Origin of the sequence: Rhodococcus globerulus (assembly GCF_019334125.1) — a bacterium.
GTDB lineage: Bacteria > Actinomycetota > Actinomycetes > Mycobacteriales > Mycobacteriaceae > Rhodococcus_F > Rhodococcus_F globerula.
This window is the reverse complement of record NZ_CP079698.1, coordinates 396,377-414,228: the sequence shown is the minus strand read 5'-3', so window position 1 is coordinate 414,228 and position 17,852 is coordinate 396,377. Positions and strand designations below refer to the sequence as shown.

Sequence of the window (17,852 nt, the reverse complement as noted above, 5' to 3'; positions counted from 1 at the left end):
CGATCACCGTCGCGACTGAACGAGAACGCAGCCCGTCGAGGTCTGGTAGACACTGAATGGAAGTCAACCCGATCCCGGAGCAAACGTCACCTCTTGCATTCACGATGATCACAATCTGGTGAAAATTGCTCCGCCGCAGTAGATTTCTCTGTAGGGGCACATGCGATCGCAACAGCGAGTTTTTCTCGCGACGATCCGAATCCCCTCTTCGCCGCTGCCGAAATCCAGTACACCTCGAGAGGAATCGTGCCTGTATGACTGTCTCCGAACTCGCCACACACGTGAGAGCTCAGGCAGTTACGGCTGCCAACACGCATCCGTTGGTGGCCAGTGCCAAGCAGTATGCCGACGCCGTACTGCTACCGACCGCGCTCGAAACGGATCGGCACGGAGTAACCCCTGAACGCATTGTCGAGTTCTCCGACCTCCACCTGTTGAACCATCTGGCGCCGGCCGAGTTCGACGGGGCACATGTCGACCGACATAGTGATCGACTCCTCCACGAAGTCCTGGCCGGTGCCTGCCTGAACACGTGGCTCGTATGGGCGCAGCATGCGCCAGTGGTCGGGCGACTGGCCGATGCACACGCGGCAGGCACCGAGTTACCCCCGATCGCCCACCAGATTCTGCGCGGACGCCTACTCACCGGAGCGGCGATCAGCGACGTCCGGCGATACCCCGACCACTTCATCGCGGCGACGCGTGAATCTGCCGGCTGGACGTTCTCCGGCACTATCTCGTGGGTCAGCGGTTGGGGCCTGAACACCGTCTTGATGGTGGCTGCTGTCGAAAGCTCGACCCGCACCGTTGTGACCGCACTGGTACCGATCAACGAGCGTGTTCAGTCCTCCGACCTGGAGTTGAGTGCCGTGGCCGGTAGTCGAACGGAACGAGTGACATTGTCCGAAGTGTTCGTACCGGAAGCGCATGTCATCAGCAGGGTTCCTCTATCCAAGTACCGCACAACCGATTTCAGCACGGCAAGCGACGCCAGGCCACATCATTTCGGGCTTGCCGACAGAGTCCTCGGCGAACTCGAGCAGGCTCATCCCACTTCCCGTGAGCTCGCCGACCTGTGGCGCCCCCGGATCGCGCAGCTTCGGACCGACGCATACGCACTCTCCGACGCAGCCAAGAGCACGGGGAACGAAAGGCACAGAATCGATGAGCGTCTTGCGGCAAAAGTTGCCATGGGCGAAGCACTCGTCACCCTCACTCACGCCCTTGTCATAGCCCGAGCGGGACGGGGCATCGTTCGCGACAACACCGCGCAGTTGTACGCACGCACAGCCCTCTTCGTCCTGGTGCAAGGACAAACAGCCGAAGTACGTGACGCGCAGTTGTCCCATCTCGCACAGATCAGGAAGAACCAATGAGCACCGAATTCCTCTGGTACATCCCCAATCAGGTTGAGCCCGGCCACCGCGGCGACAACACGCAGTCCGGTCACAACAGCCTCGAAACCCTCACTCGCCAGGCACTCGCGCTGGAGCAGAACGGTTGGACCGGTGCCCTGATCGGCGCAGGCTGGGGGCGTCCGGACACCTTCACGGTGGCTACTGCACTGGCCGCGCGGACAACCACATTCGAGCCACTCATCGCGATCCGCCCCGGATACTGGCGGCCGGCTAACTTTGCGGCGTCTGCGGCGGCACTCGATCACCTCACCGGCGGTCGCGTCCGCGTCAACATCGTATCCGGCAAGGACGATCTCGCTGCCTACGGAGATACCGATGGTGATCAAGCGAATCGCTACGCGCGGACCCAGGAGTTCCTCCAACTCGTTCGCAAACTGTGGACCGAAGAGAACGTGACCTACCGCGGCGAGCATTTCCACGTGGAGAACTCGACCATTGGGCCGCGCATCGAGACTCGGCCCGGCCGTCCACACCCGAAGCTCTACTTCGGCGGCGCCTCGGAAGCCGCCGAGAAAGTCGCAGCCGCGGAGGCCGATGTCCAATTGTTCTGGGGCGAAACACTTGACGGTGTCGCCGAACGCATCGACAGACTCGAGGCACTGAGTCGACAGATCGAACGGCAACACGCCCCACTGGAATACGGTTTGCGGATCACCACCTTTGTCCGAGACACAACAGAGCAGGCGTGGAAAGAAGCCGAGGAAAAAGTCGCACAGATGGCAGCCCGCCAGCGCGAACAAGGTGCACCCGAATCGCTGGCACAGAATCCACACCGTCGAAGCGCAGTTGGCCAACAACGCCTGCTCGATCTGGCCTCCCGCGGTGAGGTACTCGATGACAACCTCTACACCACGCCCGGCAAAGTGGGCGGTGGTGGCGCGGCAACCACGTGGCTGGTCGGTTCCGCCGAAGACGTTGCAAAATCGCTACGTAAATACGAAGATCTCGGGATCAGTCACTTCGTTCTGTCCGACACCCCGTACTTGCCCGAGATCGAACGCCAAGGCAGCCAGCTGCTTCCGCTACTTCGCGGATGACCGCCGAGACCGACACTCCAACTTCTCTCAGCCCTAAGTATCGACGCCATCTGGTGATGGTCTTCGCGCTCACGAACACCATCAGTTTCATCGCGATGATCCAGATCCTGCCGGTGATCCTCATTCCCATCGCCACCGATCTCGATGTCTCACGCACCGCCGTGGCAGGTGCCTCCACAGTATCGACGCTGGTGGGCGGACTGGCCGCTTTGCCCGTCGGTCGCATCCTCGACCGGCGGGGCGGACGCATGCTCATGGCCACCGGCTCGGTGATCGGAGCAGGCTCGGTACTGATGTGGTCACAGGCAACCAACCTGATGTCGCTGTATGTTGCGTTTGCCTTGATCGGGCTGGCACTGGCAATGTCGACGTACGAGTCGACCTTCGCGGTGATCGTGGTGGCGACCGAAGCGTATCAACGAAATCAGGCGATTCTCACCGTCACGATGATCGCCGGACTGTCGACATATCTGGTGTATCCACTCCTCGGTTGGATGAACAGCGAATTCGGCTGGCGCACAACCTTGATCATCCTGTCGGCCATACTCGTCACTACCGCGGTTCCGGGTCATCTGTGGGCCGTACCGTCGCGCGCCGCTCATCGCAACCGAGTCCGGGCAAGGTCAGGAACGCCTTTCGGTGCAGCACTGCGGCAGCGCCGGTTCTGGTTGCTGCTGATCGCTTTCGTCGCTCAGGCAGGATCGGCGTCGGCCTTCCTCCTACTCGTGATCGCATACTTGCTCGACCAAGGTCACTCTGTTGCGGTCGCAACATCAGTGCCCATCGCTGTCGGTGTCCTGCAGATTCTCTCGCGGCTGATACTCACAGTGGCGGGCACCCGACTGGCCATCACACCGGTCACGTCGTGCGCCTTCGCCATACAGGGGTTCGGCCTACTGTTGCTACCACTCGCGGGCTTGTCGATACCCCTGACGTTGCTGTGCGTTGCTGCTGTGGGTCTCGGCCAAGGCGTCGGCGTCATCGCGCGGCCGTCGATATTGGCCGACAACTTCGGCGTTACCCACTTCGCGAGTGTCCTTGCCGCGATCACCATTCCGACAGCGCTGGCCCGAGCCGGCTCACCACTGCTCGGAGCGTGGCTCGCCGATTGGCGATTTCTCGTGGTCAGCGGGTCACTCGCACTGATTGCCGCCGTCGCGTTGCTTCCACTCATCGGAGTGAAATCCACCGCGGAAAGCGGGCTCGTGGCCGCACGCGAGTGAATGTTGTGCGCACTCAGGCCCGGTTACGGCGTCAGAAATTCCAGTTCAGTGCGCCGCCGGATGTGGACAACTCATCCACCGCGCCCGTGACAAACCCCTCGCGCCCCTCGGTCACGACCTTGCCGACATCCACGGACTCGCGATGGTCCATTGTTATCTGGCCCAGCTGAATGGCCAGGCCGGAGAAGACGGCCGACGCTGCTTCCACCGCAGCGGCTTCGAGCACCCCGGTCAGTAATTGGCGCAACAGCATTCGGACAGTAACCGCGGTAGCGACCTCCGCTGCGCCTGCTCCTACCGCACTCAGCCCGAGAGTGGGAATCGCTGCCGCTGCCATGGCCGCCAACTCGAGCGCCAGCGCGATCAACGCCGCGATGATCGCAAGTTTGGTGTACTCGATCTCCGTCGCCGTAGCATTGCAGGATTCCGCTAATTCCGTTGCGGCAGCAATCAATCGATCAAAGACATCAGCGACGCCACCGGAATCCTGCCAGAATGCATCGAGTGAATCGTGCGTCTCACCGGTGATTGCTGTCAGTACTCCTCTCAGTGTGACATCACCACCCATGGATGCACTGGTCAGATGGTCTGCAATCTCGGTCCACGCGTCACCCAATCGCCACAAGGAAGTCTCGTCCCCCTCCGGCCAGTCGCTACCCACTGCCACACTGGCAACGGCCTGCAGGTATCCCGGTATCTCGATTCCCATCAGAGACCACCTGCAAAGTTGTCGGCAAGTTCCGCGTCGACGCCCTCGAAGTTGTCCGAAGTCCGGTACAGCGCATCCGTGAGATTCCGCATGACGCCGGCCATCATCGAGATACCGGCAATCACCGACTCTGAGCCCGGAAGGTAGGCGGCGGCAAAAGTGTTGCCGACCTCGTCATTTCCCCAGCTCGAGCCTTCGGCAGTCATTTCCCGTTCGAGATCCGCTTTCGACCTCTCGATGTCTTCGGCGAGTCCCACGAATCGCGGTGCCAATGCACGCACAATCTGAACATCGATCCACAGTTCAGACATTGCCCGCGCTCCTCAGAACGGTCTGATCCCAATCCTGTTCCATGTGCTCGGCTATCTGAGGCACTGCGGACAGACCGCGCACGCTGGGCGCTCCGGTTATCAGATCTGGAAGATCCAACTGCGTCGCAGTTGTGAACGGCTTCAATATCTCGGCGTTTTGCCGACGCATGTCTGCCGACGCTGCCGTCGACGCCGCCAGCACCGACGCACCAAGCTTTTTCGGCGTTGATTTCGCACACGCGTCCGATGAGAATTTCACGCCGACAACGGCTCCGGAGGCATTGACGACAACCTCCACCAACCCGTCAGCCGACAGAGCACGCGCAGTCGACAACGCGATCTTCTCCTGCGCGAGCGCAAGTAACCGCGTCCGCTCGTGCAGGTCCTCCATCATTGAATCAATCTGCCCGCGAAGGACTTCCGATCTCCCCCGTGCCGAATTCCACTGCGCTGTACTCACGATGGCCCCCACCTCGCTCGACGTGCTCACCCGGATATCAGGTGCTCACCAAGTTCGACGCGGCCTGGCCTCGATCGGTTCCGTCAGCGTAGATTCAGCACCGGCGGATCAAATGCGCGAACAGGGGGAAGTTCCCCCTCGAACTTCTCGATCTGCACCAGGACGTGTTGTCCGGTGCATCCGTGTGACAGCAGCGACGTGCCGACGTCCGGGGTCAGAACATTGGGATTTCCGTGGACACACAGCGAGTCCGGGTCGGCCGGATCGAGTGGGTCGTACCAGGCTCCCGTCGCAAGTTGGACAACGCCCGGGTGAAGGTCTGCATCGACGACAACACCTGCCAGGCACGCGCCGCGATCATTGAACACCCGCACCACGTCCGCGCCGACAATGCCTCGCTCTGCCGCTGCATCGGGATGCATCCGAATCGGTTCTCGCCCGTGAATTTTCGACGCCTGGCTCACGGCGCCGTGATCGAGTTGGCTGTGCAGCCGCGTCTTGGGCTGGTTGGCGATGAGGTGCAGCGGAAAAGCCTCCGCACGTGAACCTTTCAGCCATTCATCAGGCTCGTACCATCGGGGATGGCCGACGCAGTCGTCGTAGCCGAAAGATTCGATGGTTTCGGAGAATATCTCGATCTTTCCGCTGGGTGTGCCAAGCGGATACTTCTCGGGATTCTCGCGGAAGTCGCCGAACAGAACCTCGTCGCCGCGCGTACGCATCCGGTAGTGACCATCGGCCCAGAAGTCCTCGAACGACGGGGTGTTTCCACCGTCCGCGTCGACGCTCGGCTGCCACTGACCGTAGAGGTGCTCGATCCATTGCTGCGACGATCGTCCCTCGGTAAACGTGTCACCGAATCCCAGCGCGTCGGCAAGTGCCGCGAAGGTCTCGTAGTCGTCGCGCGCACCTGCAAACGGTTCGGTGACCTGGTGCATCGCGACCAGCAACGCGTCGTTGCGCGTACAACTGAGATCGGAGCGTTCGAATGACGTGGTCGAGGGCACCACGATGTCGGCGTGTCTGGCCATCGGCGTCCAGTACGGATCATGAACGACAATCGTGTCCGGACGTGCCAAAGCCCGCCGCAGCCTCGGGATGTCCTGATGATGGTGGAACGGATTGCCGCCTGCCCAGTAGACCAGGCGAATGTCGGGATAGGTGAGGCGTCTGCCGTCGTAGTCGAAGTCTTCGCCGGGCGAGAGCAGAAGATCCGATACCGCAGCGACCGGAATGAAGTCCGTGACCGGATTCCGTCCTTGCGGGAAGGTGGGCAGCGGGTACGGGATCGACGTCATTCCCGGCTCGTTCATCGAACCGTAGCCGTGTCCGAATCCCCCTCCGGGAAGCCCTATCTGACCCAGCATCGCGGCGAGAGTCACCCCCATCCACGGGGCTTGCTCACCGTGTTTGATGCGTTGAAGTGACCAGGTGACAGAGACCAGCGTGCGACCGGCGGCCATGCGGCGGGCCAGGTCGACCAGGGTCTCGGCAGGGATTCCTGAAATCTCCTGGGCCCAGTGAGGATCCTTCGCGATACCGTCACTGCGTCCGAGCAGGTACTCCTCGAATCGCTCGTAGCCGACGCAGTACCGGTTCAAGAATGCGATGTCATGCAAACCCTCCGAAGCGAGGACATACGCCAGCGCCAACATGATCGCCACATCGGTCCCGGGAATCGGTGCGATCCAGTCACATTCACCGTCGAGATCGTCGCGCAACGGGCTGATCGAGACGATCTTTCCGCCGCGACGACGGAATGCGTCGATCGCGCCGCGAGTCGGATGCTCACTGGTACCACCGGCATTGACGCCAGTGTTCTTGATCGGCACCCCACCGAAGCACACCAACAGATCGGAATGTTGCGCGATGACGTCCCACGACGTGGAGCGTTCGAACAATTGACTGTGGGTCCCGACCACACGGGGCATGATGACGCCCGTTGCTCCGAGCGAGTAGCTGTGTACCGATTTGGTGTAACCGCCGAGTTGATTCAGGAACCGGTGAACCTGGCTCTGCGCGTGGTGGAATCGACCGGCGCTGGCCCATCCGTATGAACCACCGAAGATCGCGTTGTTGCCGTGAGTGTCAACGACCCGGCGCAATTCGCGGGACAGCAGTTCTGTCAGTTCGTCCCACTCGACCGAGACGAACTCGTCAGAGCCCCGCTTTTCCGTGGGGCCTGGACCGTTCTCGAGCCAGCCACGACGCACTGCCGGGCCGGCCACTCTGCTGCGACTGCGCACCGAACCGGCGAAGTTGCCGAGCATCGGCGAAGGATTGGAATCTCCCTCGTACGGATGGACCGCAGTGACTTCGCCGGCTACCGATTCGGCAGTGAACATGCCCCAGTGAGACATGTGCTGATGACGCCGATTCGGCGTGGTGGCCACAGCAGCTACTTTCGATCAGGGAAGGGAAAGAACCAGCTTCTCGATGTCGACACGCGGTCCGGTGAAGAACGGAACCTCTTCGCGCACGTGCAAACGAGCCTCGGTGGCGCGCAGGTCGCGCATGAGATCGACGATGCGAATGAGTTCCGGTGCCTCGAAGGCAAGAATCCACTCGTAGTCGCCGAGCGCAAACGACGGCACCGTGTTGGCGCGAACGTCCTTGTATCCGCGTGCCGCCATACCGTGATCGGCGAGCATCTTGCGACGGTCCTCGTCGGGAAGCAGGTACCACTCGAGCGACCGAACGAACGGGTAGACGCAGATGTAGTCGCCCGGATCCTCGCCCGCGATGAACGACGGCACGTGGCTCTTGTTGAACTCGGCCGGACGGTGCACGGCGGAGTTGCTCCACACCGGAGCGCTGATCTTGCCCAGTGTCGTGGTGCGGCGGAAGTCCGAGTACGCGGCCTGCAGCTGCTCGATGCTGGCTGCATGGGTCCAGATCATGAAGTCTGCGTCTGCGCGCATGCCGGCGATGTCGTAGATTCCGCGAACCACGACGCCCTTGTCTTCGAGACCTTCGAAGAACAAGCGGGCGTCCTTGACCGCAGCTTCCCGATCGTCGCCCAGCACACCGGGTTCCACCTGGAACACGGAGAACATGAGGTATCGGATTTCAGAGTTCAGTTTGTCGAAATCAAGGCGTGCCATACCTCTATCGTGCCACCCGTTCGAAAATCCGTGTCGCCGCCGTCGTGCCAGTGGCAACACACGCCGGAACGCCGACGCCGTGTAGCCACGAACCGGCCACCTCGATACCGTCCAACCCTGCGACCGACTGTTCGATTTCAGCCACTTTCTGCACGTGACCTGGTGCGTACTGCGGCAGTCCCCCATGCCAGCGCTGGACAAAGGACGCAGCCGGACTCGCAGTGATTCCCGTCACTGTTGCAAGATCAGCGCGGGCCAGAGCGATCAGTTCGTCGTCGGCGCGATCGACGATGTCTGCGGCACCGAAGCGGCCGAACGACGCCCGCACGAGGTGCTCGCCCCGATCGGCGAGATGGGTCCACTTGCGACTGGACAGCGTGAATGCCTTGGCCGTGAGATCTGCGTCCGTCGCGACGAGGATTCCCGAATTCTCCGGCAACTCGACATTACCCGGCAGACGCATCGCCACGACAGCCGAGGACGCCAGCTCGATCCGAGCCGCGATCCGGGCGACCTGTGGCGCGACGTCAGCGAGAAGCACTGCGGCGTTCGGAGCGGGAACTGCCAGGACAATCGCATCGACGGCGCCGACCGGATCGATGAACCAGCGGCTCCCGTCGGCGCGCACGACTCCGGCCTCCGCGTGAACGACATGCGCGGCAGCTGCCTCCCGGAGTGCATCCAGGAGCACTCCGTATCCGTCCTTCAACGCACCGAAGACCGGCCCGGGAGCCGGCGTCGGTAGCGCCGCCGACACGGCTTCCGACAGGCTCCGCGCTCCGGCGTCCAACGCCGCCGCGAGGGTCGGCAATGCAGCCCGTATTCCGATGTTCTCCGCCAATCCGGAGTACACACCCCCGAGCAGTGGATCAACCGAGCGGGCAACTACCTGATCGCCGTAGCGATCCGAAACAAGTTGGGCCACACTGCTATCCGAACCCGGAGTCCAGTCGATCCGGCGCTCCGGTTCCGCCGCGATTCGCGCCAGGGTTGCGTCGTCGACTAGATCCTCGACCGCGTCGGCGCTCGCCGGAATGCCCATCAACGTGCCTACGGGGAGACGATGCAACGAGTCCTGCGACCAGATCAACGGAGTGCGTCCCGCCGGATACACGATCTGGTCGGTGAGACCGAGCTCGGCCAGAAGTGCCGGAACCTCGGGCCGACGCGCAATGAACGCCTCGGCGCCGATATCGATCGGCCCGCCGCCGATATCGACCGTTCGCAACTTTCCGCCGAGCCTGCGGCTGTGGTCGACGATCGTGATCTCGGCGTCCGCTCCGAGGCTACGGCGAAGCCGGTAGGCGGCGACCAGGCCGGAGATTCCGCCCCCGATCACCGCTACCGACGGACGCGTTGTCCTCACAGCGAATGCACCAGCTCCACCGCCGCCGTGATTGCCGCCGGATCGGTATCCGGAAGGACACCGTGTCCGAGGTTGAAGATGTGCCCGATGGCGCCGGCCTCGATAGCGCGGTCACCTTCAGCCGCGATGCGTCTGACCTCACGGTCGACCGCCTCGGGACCCGCGAACAGCACTGCCGGATCGAGGTTGCCCTGCAGCGCCTTGCCCGGACCGACTCGCCTCGCGGCAACGTCGAGCGGAATACGCCAGTCGACGCCTACGACGTCAGCCCCGGCTTCACCCATGGCGCCGAGCAGTTCACCGGTACCAACACCGAAGTGGATACGCGGCACTCCTGCGCTCGCCACCTCGGCCAACACGCGCTCGGAGTGTGGAAGTACGAACTCGCGGTACTGCGCGAGCGAGAGGGCGCCTGCCCAGGAATCGAACAGCTGAACAGCGTCGACACCGGCGTGGAGCTGCGCCTGCAGGAAGCAGATCGTGATGTCGGCGATCTTGCCGAGGAGCTGGTGCCACGTCGCCGGATCCGACAGCATGAGCGCCTTGGTCTTCTCGTGGTTGCGGCTCGGTCCACCTTCGACCAGGTACGACGCCAACGTGAAGGGCGCTCCGGCAAACCCGATCAACGGCACCGAACCCAATTCGGCGGTGAGCAGACGCACAGCCTGCGCAATTGCGCCGACCTCGTCGGGCACCAACCGCGGCAGGGACGCGACATCGTCGATCGAGCGAACAGGATTGGCAACCACCGGACCGACACCGGCAACGATGTCGAGGTCGATGCCGGCTGCTTTCAGCGGCACCACGATGTCCGAGAAGAGAATTGCGGCGTCGACGTCGTGGCGACGCACCGGCTGCATCGTGATCTCACAGACCAACGCCGGATCGAAGCAGGACTCCAACATTCCGATTCCGGCGCGGATCTCGCGATACTCGGGCAGCGAGCGGCCGGCCTGCCGCATGAACCACACCGGACGCCGCACCGGCGTCCGACCGGTGGCCGCCGCCAACAACGGCGCATCCGGAAGCACGCGCCGTGCGCTGTACTCCGCTGACCTGATGGTGCCTGAATTCAAGTTGTCCAACCCGCTCATCAATCCTCGCGCTCTCCGCCAACATGTGTATCCGACCGCTCCCAATGCTGCCATGTTCGGCGCGCAGAAAAGTCCACGTCACATTTCGTGACGGTGCTCACACTTATCTGTGCGGAGCACGTCACAGTTGATCGGCGCGCCTCCACCTCAGGGACCTTTTCCCCGACTAACGTCCTGACCTGTGACAACTTCCGGATCCACCGCTGACCCGGCCGAATTCCGTGCCGCAATCGCCGCAATGGGCTCAGCACAGGTCCGGTCCGAGATCGAAGTCGGTCCGATACGCCCGCCACAACGACTTGCCCCGTACAGCCACGCAATCGGCGCCGAGGTGCTTCACCCCGAATCGGACACCGTGTCCGAGCAATCGGAAGGTGATGCCTTCGGCCGACTCATCTTGCTTTTCGACCCCGACGGGGACGAAGCCTGGAACGGCACCATGCGTCTGGTCGCCTACATCCAGGCCGATCTCGATGAATCACTTGCCGCTGATCCACTATTGCCCGAAGTTGCGTGGAGTTGGCTGGTGGACGCCCTCGAAGCCGGCAGCGCTCCGTTTGTAGCGCTCGGCGGCACGGTCACGGCAACAACGTCGGTTCGCTACGGCGACATCGCGGGGCCTCCGCGGGCGCATCAACTGGAACTGCGGGCCTCCTGGACTGCCACGTCAACGGAATTGGGACATCACGTCGAGGCATTCTGCGAAGTGCTGGCCTACGCCGCGGGCCTACCACCCGCCGGGGTAACAGAATTGTCGCGAAAGAACGACTGATCCCCAACGCCGGTTTGATCATTCCACCAAAATCTAACTAGAACCCGTTCTAAAATCGGTAGATGCAGCGTCTCAGCGGACTTGATGCCACCTTCCTGTACCTGGAAACGTCGACACAGCTACTCCACGTCTGCGGCCTGGTGATACTGGACCCGTCGACCATCCCGGGCGGTTACCGCTACCGATCACTACTCGGCGAGTTGGACTCCCGCATGGCAGCGATGCCGACGTTCCGGCGCAAGCTGAAAGATTCACGCTTGAACCTCGACTACCCCGTCTGGGTGGACGACCACGACTTCGATATCGAACGACACTGCCATCGCACATCGGTACCGGCGCCAGGTGGCCACGACGAGCTGGCAGAACTTGCCGGACATATCGCGAGCCAACCGTTGGACCGTTCCCGTCCGCTGTGGGAAATGTGGGTCATCGAAGGACTTGCCGACGGAACCATCGCCGTCATGTCGAAGATCCATCACAGTGCCGCTGACGGCATTACCGGTGCCAACATCCTGGCTCAACTGTGCAGTCTGGAACCGGAATCCCCCGCACTGGTAGACACCACAGCCGAGAGCGCCGGTGACGCCGGCACACTCGACATCGCTGTCGGCGGCCTCCTCGCCGTAATTTCCAGGCCTGCGCGGCTGGCGCGCCTCGTCCCCGGCGGTATCGCGATGCTGCCCAAATGGGTGACCCGCGCCCGCAAAGGCAGAGCGATGCCTGCGCCGTTCACCGCCCCTCGAACGTCGTTCAACGGCGCCATCACCGGTCATCGCAATATTGCCTTCGCCCAGCTCGACCTGGCCAAAGTGAAAGCCGTAAAGGACCGTCACGGCGTCAAGGTCAACGATGTCGTTCTTGCGCTGTGCGCCGGAGCGCTGCGCAACTACCTCGAGGAGCGCGGCGAGCTTCCCGAGGATTCGTTGGTCGCGATGGTTCCTGTGTCGGTTCACGGGAAATCCGACCGCGCCGGCACAAACCAGATCTCCGGTATGTTCACGCAACTGGGCACCCAGATCGTCGACCCACTTGACCGCTTGCGCGCGATCAGCGAATACAACGCGACCTCGAAAAACCATAACGAGGCGTTGGGCGCAAACATGCTTCAAGACTGGTCACAATTTGCGTCGCCGGCAGTTTTCGGCGCCGCAATGCGCGTCTACTCCTCGCTCAAGCTCGCAGAACGGCACCCCGTCGTTTCGAATCTCGTGGTGTCGAACGTTCCCGGCCCGCCGGTTCCGCTGTACTTCCTGGGCGCACGCATTACGGGAATGTTCCCACTGGGACCCATCTTTCACGGCGCCGGACTCAATGTGACGGTGATGTCGCTCGACGGCAAAGTAGATGTGGGCATCGTCAGTTGCACGGACCTGGCACCCCAATTGCACGAACTCGCGCAAGGATTCGCCCTGGCGCTCGACGAACTCCTGGGAGCAGCCGAGAAAGGCGACGAAGAAAGTGACGGGGAAGGTTGCGCAACTACGACGCCTTCTGCGACGTAGAGTTATCGATCATGTCCGAAGTCACCGATGATGCAACCGAGCCCACGTCCGATGTCGAACCACTCCTGGTGCCGCGTGACGGTGTGCCTGATGTCATCACCACCGCAGACGGGATCGCGAAGGCTGCCGCTGAATTGACAGCGGGCACCGGGCCTTTGGCTGTTGACGCCGAGCGTGCGTCGGGATTCCGGTACTCCGCCCGTGCGTATCTGATTCAGCTCAGACGTGAGGGCGCCGGCTCGTTTCTGATCGATCCGATCCCCACCGCCACGGACATGGCACCGCTGGCCGAGGCGATCAACCCTCTGGAGTGGGTTCTGCATTCCGCAGATCAGGATCTGCCCGGACTGGCCGAGTTGGGGTTGTATCCGGCTGTACTTTTCGACACTGAATTGGCGGGCCGACTGGCCGGATTCGAACGGGTCGGTCTGGCCGCGATCGTGGAACGCACGTTGCATGTCGAGCTTCGCAAGGGCCACGGCGCCGCCGACTGGTCGACACGGCCACTGCCGGCACCATGGCTGAACTACGCCGCGCTCGACGTCGAAGTGCTGCTGGAATTGCGCGACGCCATGGAAGCCGAACTGCGTGCACAAGGCAAATTGGATTGGGCGAAAGAAGAATTCGAGCACATTCGACTTGCCGGCCCGCCGAAGCCGAAGCCGGATCGCTGGCGCCGCACGTCGCACATCACGTCACTGAAGACCACTCGCCAATTGGCTGCGGTCCGGGCGCTGTGGCAGGCGCGTGAAGATCTCGCACGTAAGCGCGACGTGTCTCCCAGCCGAGTGCTGCCGGATTCGGCGATCATCGACGCGGCGCTCAAGGATCCCCGGTCGATGGATGCGCTGCGGTCGCTGCCCGTGTTCGGCGGACCGAGGCAACGACGCTATTCACGAATCTGGATGACTGCATTGGAATCAGCTCGGTCCCTGCCGGACAGCGAGCTTCCCCCGAAGACTCCGCCGAACATCGGCCCGCCAGCTCCCGGACGGTGGGCGCGTCAGGATCCCGAAGCCGCCGATCGTCTGACCGCAGCCCGCGCAGCCTTGTCGGATCTCAGTTCCGAGGTATCGGTCCCCGTCGAAAATCTGCTGCAACCGGAGCTGGTGCGTCGTCTGTGCTGGGACTGGACAATCGAGCCGGGATCGGACATCGCCGTGGTCACGGCTGCGATCGAGACGAAGCTCACGTCCGGCGGCGCCCGATTGTGGCAGCGCACCTTGACCGTGCCGGTCCTCGCCGAGGCGCTGAACTCGGTAGTTCCGGCAGAGGACGACGCGGTCGCAGCCGAGGAGGAAGCAGCGGCAACCGGCGAATCCTGACGGGGTTGCGGGTGTGGGTGGAGCAATTCGACCCGTTAAGTTACCGGTGAGTAATGGGCAGTAGTACGCTTGTTACAAGGCCGGACGCTTGGCCGTGATTGCCGAACCGTAAGTCCCATCCGCCCAGCGCGTGGTGGGCATCTCCATCAGGAGGAATTCGCGTGGCTCCATCCACACACAACCAACGCAACGTCGTCTTTGTCGACGGCATTCGCACCCCGTTCGGCAAGGCAGGCCCCAAGGGCATGTACGCCGAGACGCGTGCAGACGACCTGGTCGTCAAAGCCATCCGCGAACTGCTTCGTCGCAACCCGCAGCTGGATCCCGCGCGGATCGACGAAGTGGCGATCGCTGCCACCACTCAGACCGGTGACCAGGGACTGACCATCGGCCGCACCGCCGCGATCCTCGCCGGCCTGCCCGAAACCGTCCCCGGATTTGCCATCGACCGCATGTGCGCCGGCGCGATGACCGCCGTCACTACCACCGCGTCGGGCATCGGCTTCGGCCAGTACGACGTTGTTGTCGCCGGTGGCGTCGAGCACATGGGCCACCACCCGATGGGTGAGGGCGCAGACCCCAACCCGCGCTTCCTCGCCGACCGTCTGGTCGACCCGAGCGCACTCGTGATGGGTAACACCGCAGAGAACCTGCACGACCGGTTCCCGACCATCACCAAAGACCGCACGGACGCCTACGCCGTGAACAGCCAGAACAAGTACGATGCTGCCAAGAAGGCCGGCTTCATCGCCGACACGCTGGTTCCCGTCGCGACCCGCAGCGCAGCCGGTTGGGGGCTCGCCACCGAGGACGAGCCGCCGCGCCCCGGAACTACCGTCGAAGACCTCGCGAAGCTCAAAGCGCCGTTCCGCCCCGCCGGGCGCATCACCGCCGGTAACGCCGCAGGCCTCAACGACGGCGCCACGGCAGCACTTCTCGCCGGTGAAGACACCGCAGCGGAGCTCGGACTGCCCGTCGGCATGCGCATGGTCGGCTTTGCCTACCAGGGCGTCGACCCCGCGGTCATGGGTATCGGACCGGTCCCCGCCACCGAGAAGCTTCTGGCACGCACCGGTCTGAAGATCGAGGACATCGGACTTTTCGAGATCAACGAAGCGTTCGCGGTTCAGGTTCTCGCGTTCCTCGAGCACTACGGCATCGCCGACGACGACCCCCGCGTCAACCAGTGGGGCGGCGCCATCGCGTGTGGCCACCCCCTCGCCTCGTCGGGCGTGCGCCTGATGACGCAGCTCTCCCGCCAGTTCGCGACACGCCCCGACGTGCGCTACGGCTTGACCACCATGTGCATCGGCCTCGGCATGGGTGGCACCGTCATCTGGGAGAACCCGAACCACGCTGATTACCAGGCAGGAGTCTAGTAAATGTCTGATATAACAACAGCATTCGCCGACGAGGTCGTGACGAACGCGTACACCAAGATCATCTCGGTCCCCGGCATCGAGGGCCCGTTTGCACTGATCACCCTCGACAACGGCTTCGACCACACCAAGCCGTCGTCCTTCGGCCCCGGCGGGCTCGCATCCTTCGACGCCGCACTGGACGAAGCTTTTGCCGCGAACCCGGTGGCCATCGCCGTCACCGGAAAGCCGTTCATCTTCGCCGCCGGTGCGGACCTCAAGGGTGTTCCCGCGATCACCTCACGTGAGCAGGGACTCGAGCTGGGCCGCTTGGGCCACAAGGTGTTCCGACGCCTGCGTGAGTCCTCCGTTCCCACGTTCGCCTTCATCAACGGTGTCGCACTGGGCGGTGGCCTCGAGGTCGGCCTGCACAGCCACTACCGCACGGTTGCCGCCAACGCGGGCGCACTCGGTCTTCCGGAAGCATTCCTCGGTCTGGTCCCCGGATGGGGTGGCACGCAGTTGCTCCCCAACCTCGTCGGCCCGTCCAACGCCGTCACCGTGGTGATCGAGAACTCGCTCAACCAGAACAAGGTGCTCTCCCCCAAGAAGGCACTCGAACTCGGCGTCGTCGACGTCGTTCTCGATTCCGCCGACTTCATCGAGCAGTCACTCGCCTGGGCCGCGCAGGTTCTCGCCGGTACCGTCACCCCCGCTCGCCCCGAGATCGATCGCGGCCAGGGCTGGGACGACGCGATCGCCCGTGCGAAGGCCATCGTCGACGGTAAGACCAAGGGCAACGCTCCCGGCGCCGTCAAGGCTGTCGAGCTGCTCGAACTGGCTCGCACCACCGACATCACGGATGCGGCTTCGCTCGACAAGGGCTTTGCGGCCGAGGACGAGGCACTTGCCGATCTCCTCCTGACCGACGAGCTCCGCGCCGGCCTGTACGCCTTCGATCTGGTGAACAAGCGCGCCAAGCGTCCCGCCGGAGCGCCCGACCGTTCGCTGGCCCGCAAGGTCAACGGCGTCGGCATCGTCGGTGCCGGTCTCATGGCCAGCCAGCTCGCGCTGCTCTTCGTCCGCCAGCTCAAGGTGCCGGTCATCCTGACCGACATCGACCAGGAGCGCATCGACAAGGGTGTCGGTTACGTCCACACCGAAATCGACAAGCTCCTCGGCAAGGGGCGCCTGTCCCCCGACGCCGCGAACCGTCTCAAGGCCCTCGTCTCCGGCTCACTCGACAAGGCCGCGTTTGCCAAGACCGACTTCGTCATCGAAGCCGTCTTCGAGAACATGGATGTCAAGAAGAAGGTCTTCGCGGAACTCGAGCAGTTCATCGCTCCCGAAACCATCCTCGCGACCAACACCTCGTCGCTCTCCATCACAGAGATGGCGTCCGAGCTGAAGCATCCCGAGCGCGTGGTGGGCTTCCACTTCTTCAACCCGGTTGCCGTTCTCCCACTCCTCGAGATCATCAGGGGCGAGAAGACCGACGACGCTACGCTCGCAACGGCTTTCGCCACCGCGAAGTCACTGAAGAAGTCTGCAGTCCTGTGCGGCGACAAGGCCGGCTTCGTCTTCAACCGCCTCGTCACCCGCACCTTGGGTGAGGTCATGTCCGCCGTCGACGAAGGCACCCCCTTCGACGTCGCGGACAATGCCATCGCCGAACTCGGTATGCCGATGTCGCCGTTCACCCTGCTGGCCCTCGTCGGACCCGCAGTCGCACTGCACACCGGCGAGACCCTGCAGGCGTCGTACCCGGAACGGTTCAAGAGCTCGCCCGGTCTCGAAGCACTCGTCGAAGCCCGCAAGCCCGGCGTCTGGACCTGGGGCGAGAACGGCCAAGCTGTCGATCCCGAGGTTGCCGCGCTGTGGCCTCGAGGCGACAAGGTGTCCACCTCGGAAGAAGTACTCGAGCGCACACGCCGTGCCTTCGCCCAGGAAATCCAGATCATGCTCGACGAAGGCGTCGTAGCGGCAGCCGAGGACATCGACCTCTGCCTGCTGCTCGGCGGCGGATTCGGATTCTGGAACGGTGGCATCACGCCGTACCTGGACCGCACCGGCACCTCCGAGGCCGTCAACGGCAAGCGCTTCCTCGCGCCTGGTGTTGCGAGCGTCTGATTCTCTCGCTCTGACAAAGCCGAACGGCGCACTCGAATTTTCC

General features: G+C 63.1%; 15 protein-coding genes. 8 read left to right on the top strand and 7 right to left on the bottom strand.

The genetic code is table 11. From position 1 onward, the window contains the following. Positions 1-254 precede the first annotated feature (254 nt). From KYT97_RS01835 to KYT97_RS01825, 3 genes are read left to right on the top strand one after another with little or no spacing between them, the layout of a single operon-like run. The gene (locus KYT97_RS01835; protein ID WP_219111634.1) at positions 255-1,376 is read left to right on the top strand and encodes an acyl-CoA dehydrogenase family protein; all 1,122 of its coding nucleotides are present in this window, start codon (positions 255-257) and stop codon (positions 1,374-1,376) included. Next, the gene (locus KYT97_RS01830) at positions 1,373-2,455 is read left to right on the top strand and encodes an LLM class flavin-dependent oxidoreductase (protein ID WP_219111633.1); all 1,083 of its coding nucleotides are present in this window, start codon (positions 1,373-1,375) and stop codon (positions 2,453-2,455) included. Before KYT97_RS01835 ends, KYT97_RS01830 begins: the two co-directional genes overlap by 4 nt. Continuing rightward, entirely contained in the window at positions 2,452-3,678 is a 1,227-nt protein-coding gene (locus KYT97_RS01825; protein WP_141485942.1) for an MFS transporter, read from the top strand. Before KYT97_RS01830 ends, KYT97_RS01825 begins: the two co-directional genes overlap by 4 nt. A 31-nt stretch (positions 3,679-3,709) precedes the next feature. Here KYT97_RS01825 and KYT97_RS01820 read toward each other — a convergent pair whose 3' ends face one another. From KYT97_RS01820 to hemE, 7 genes are all read right to left on the bottom strand, one after another. Beyond that, entirely contained in the window at positions 3,710-4,387 is a 678-nt protein-coding gene (locus tag KYT97_RS01820; RefSeq protein WP_095886092.1) for a WXG100-like domain-containing protein, read from the bottom strand. Then, a complete protein-coding gene (locus tag KYT97_RS01815) occupies positions 4,387-4,698 on the bottom strand; it encodes a WXG100 family type VII secretion target (RefSeq protein ID WP_033234752.1) in 312 nt (103 codons plus the stop codon). The genes KYT97_RS01820 and KYT97_RS01815 overlap by 1 nt, the downstream gene beginning before the upstream one ends. Continuing rightward, positions 4,691-5,092 carry a YbaB/EbfC family nucleoid-associated protein gene (locus tag KYT97_RS01810; RefSeq protein ID WP_245005992.1) on the bottom strand — a complete coding sequence of 134 codons (402 nt, stop codon included), beginning with the start codon at positions 5,090-5,092 and terminating at the stop codon, positions 4,691-4,693. Before KYT97_RS01810 ends, KYT97_RS01815 begins: the two co-directional genes overlap by 8 nt. A 149-nt stretch (positions 5,093-5,241) precedes the next feature. Then, the gene (locus KYT97_RS01805) at positions 5,242-7,518 is read right to left on the bottom strand and encodes a molybdopterin-dependent oxidoreductase (protein ID WP_219112771.1); all 2,277 of its coding nucleotides are present in this window, start codon (positions 7,516-7,518) and stop codon (positions 5,242-5,244) included. 48 nt (positions 7,519-7,566) lie between these two features. Beyond that, positions 7,567-8,262: a hydrogen peroxide-dependent heme synthase gene (gene hemQ / locus KYT97_RS01800; RefSeq protein WP_033234754.1), complete on the bottom strand. Its 696-nt coding sequence runs from the start codon at positions 8,260-8,262 to the stop codon at positions 7,567-7,569. Between the two features lie 4 nt (positions 8,263-8,266). Beyond that, positions 8,267-9,628 (bottom strand): protoporphyrinogen oxidase, encoded by a 1,362-nt coding sequence (locus tag KYT97_RS01795; RefSeq protein ID WP_219111632.1) that lies wholly within the window; start codon positions 9,626-9,628, stop codon positions 8,267-8,269. Further along, positions 9,625-10,722 (bottom strand): uroporphyrinogen decarboxylase, encoded by a 1,098-nt coding sequence (gene hemE, locus KYT97_RS01790; RefSeq protein ID WP_045067454.1) that lies wholly within the window; start codon positions 10,720-10,722, stop codon positions 9,625-9,627. Before hemE ends, KYT97_RS01795 begins: the two co-directional genes overlap by 4 nt. 181 nt (positions 10,723-10,903) lie before the next feature. Between hemE and KYT97_RS01785 the strand changes: the two genes are divergently transcribed. The 5 genes from KYT97_RS01785 to KYT97_RS01765 all read left to right on the top strand — a co-directional run bounded on the left by KYT97_RS01785 (position 10,904) and on the right by KYT97_RS01765 (position 17,809). Further along, a complete protein-coding gene (locus KYT97_RS01785) occupies positions 10,904-11,494 on the top strand; it encodes a DUF3000 domain-containing protein (protein ID WP_045067451.1) in 591 nt (196 codons plus the stop codon). 62 nt (positions 11,495-11,556) lie between these two features. Continuing rightward, positions 11,557-12,996 carry a WS/DGAT/MGAT family O-acyltransferase gene (locus KYT97_RS01780; RefSeq protein ID WP_045067450.1) on the top strand — a complete coding sequence of 480 codons (1,440 nt, stop codon included), beginning with the start codon at positions 11,557-11,559 and terminating at the stop codon, positions 12,994-12,996. A gap of 11 nt (positions 12,997-13,007) precedes the next feature. Continuing rightward, positions 13,008-14,321 (top strand): ribonuclease D, encoded by a 1,314-nt coding sequence (locus KYT97_RS01775; protein ID WP_219111631.1) that lies wholly within the window; start codon positions 13,008-13,010, stop codon positions 14,319-14,321. 161 nt (positions 14,322-14,482) lie between these two features. Beyond that, positions 14,483-15,700, top strand: coding sequence for a thiolase family protein (locus tag KYT97_RS01770; protein ID WP_219111630.1), 1,218 nt, complete (start codon positions 14,483-14,485; stop codon positions 15,698-15,700). Positions 15,701-15,703: 3 nt separating this feature from the next. After that, positions 15,704-17,809: a 3-hydroxyacyl-CoA dehydrogenase NAD-binding domain-containing protein gene (locus KYT97_RS01765; RefSeq protein WP_219111629.1), complete on the top strand. Its 2,106-nt coding sequence runs from the start codon at positions 15,704-15,706 to the stop codon at positions 17,807-17,809. Positions 17,810-17,852 lie beyond the last annotated feature (43 nt).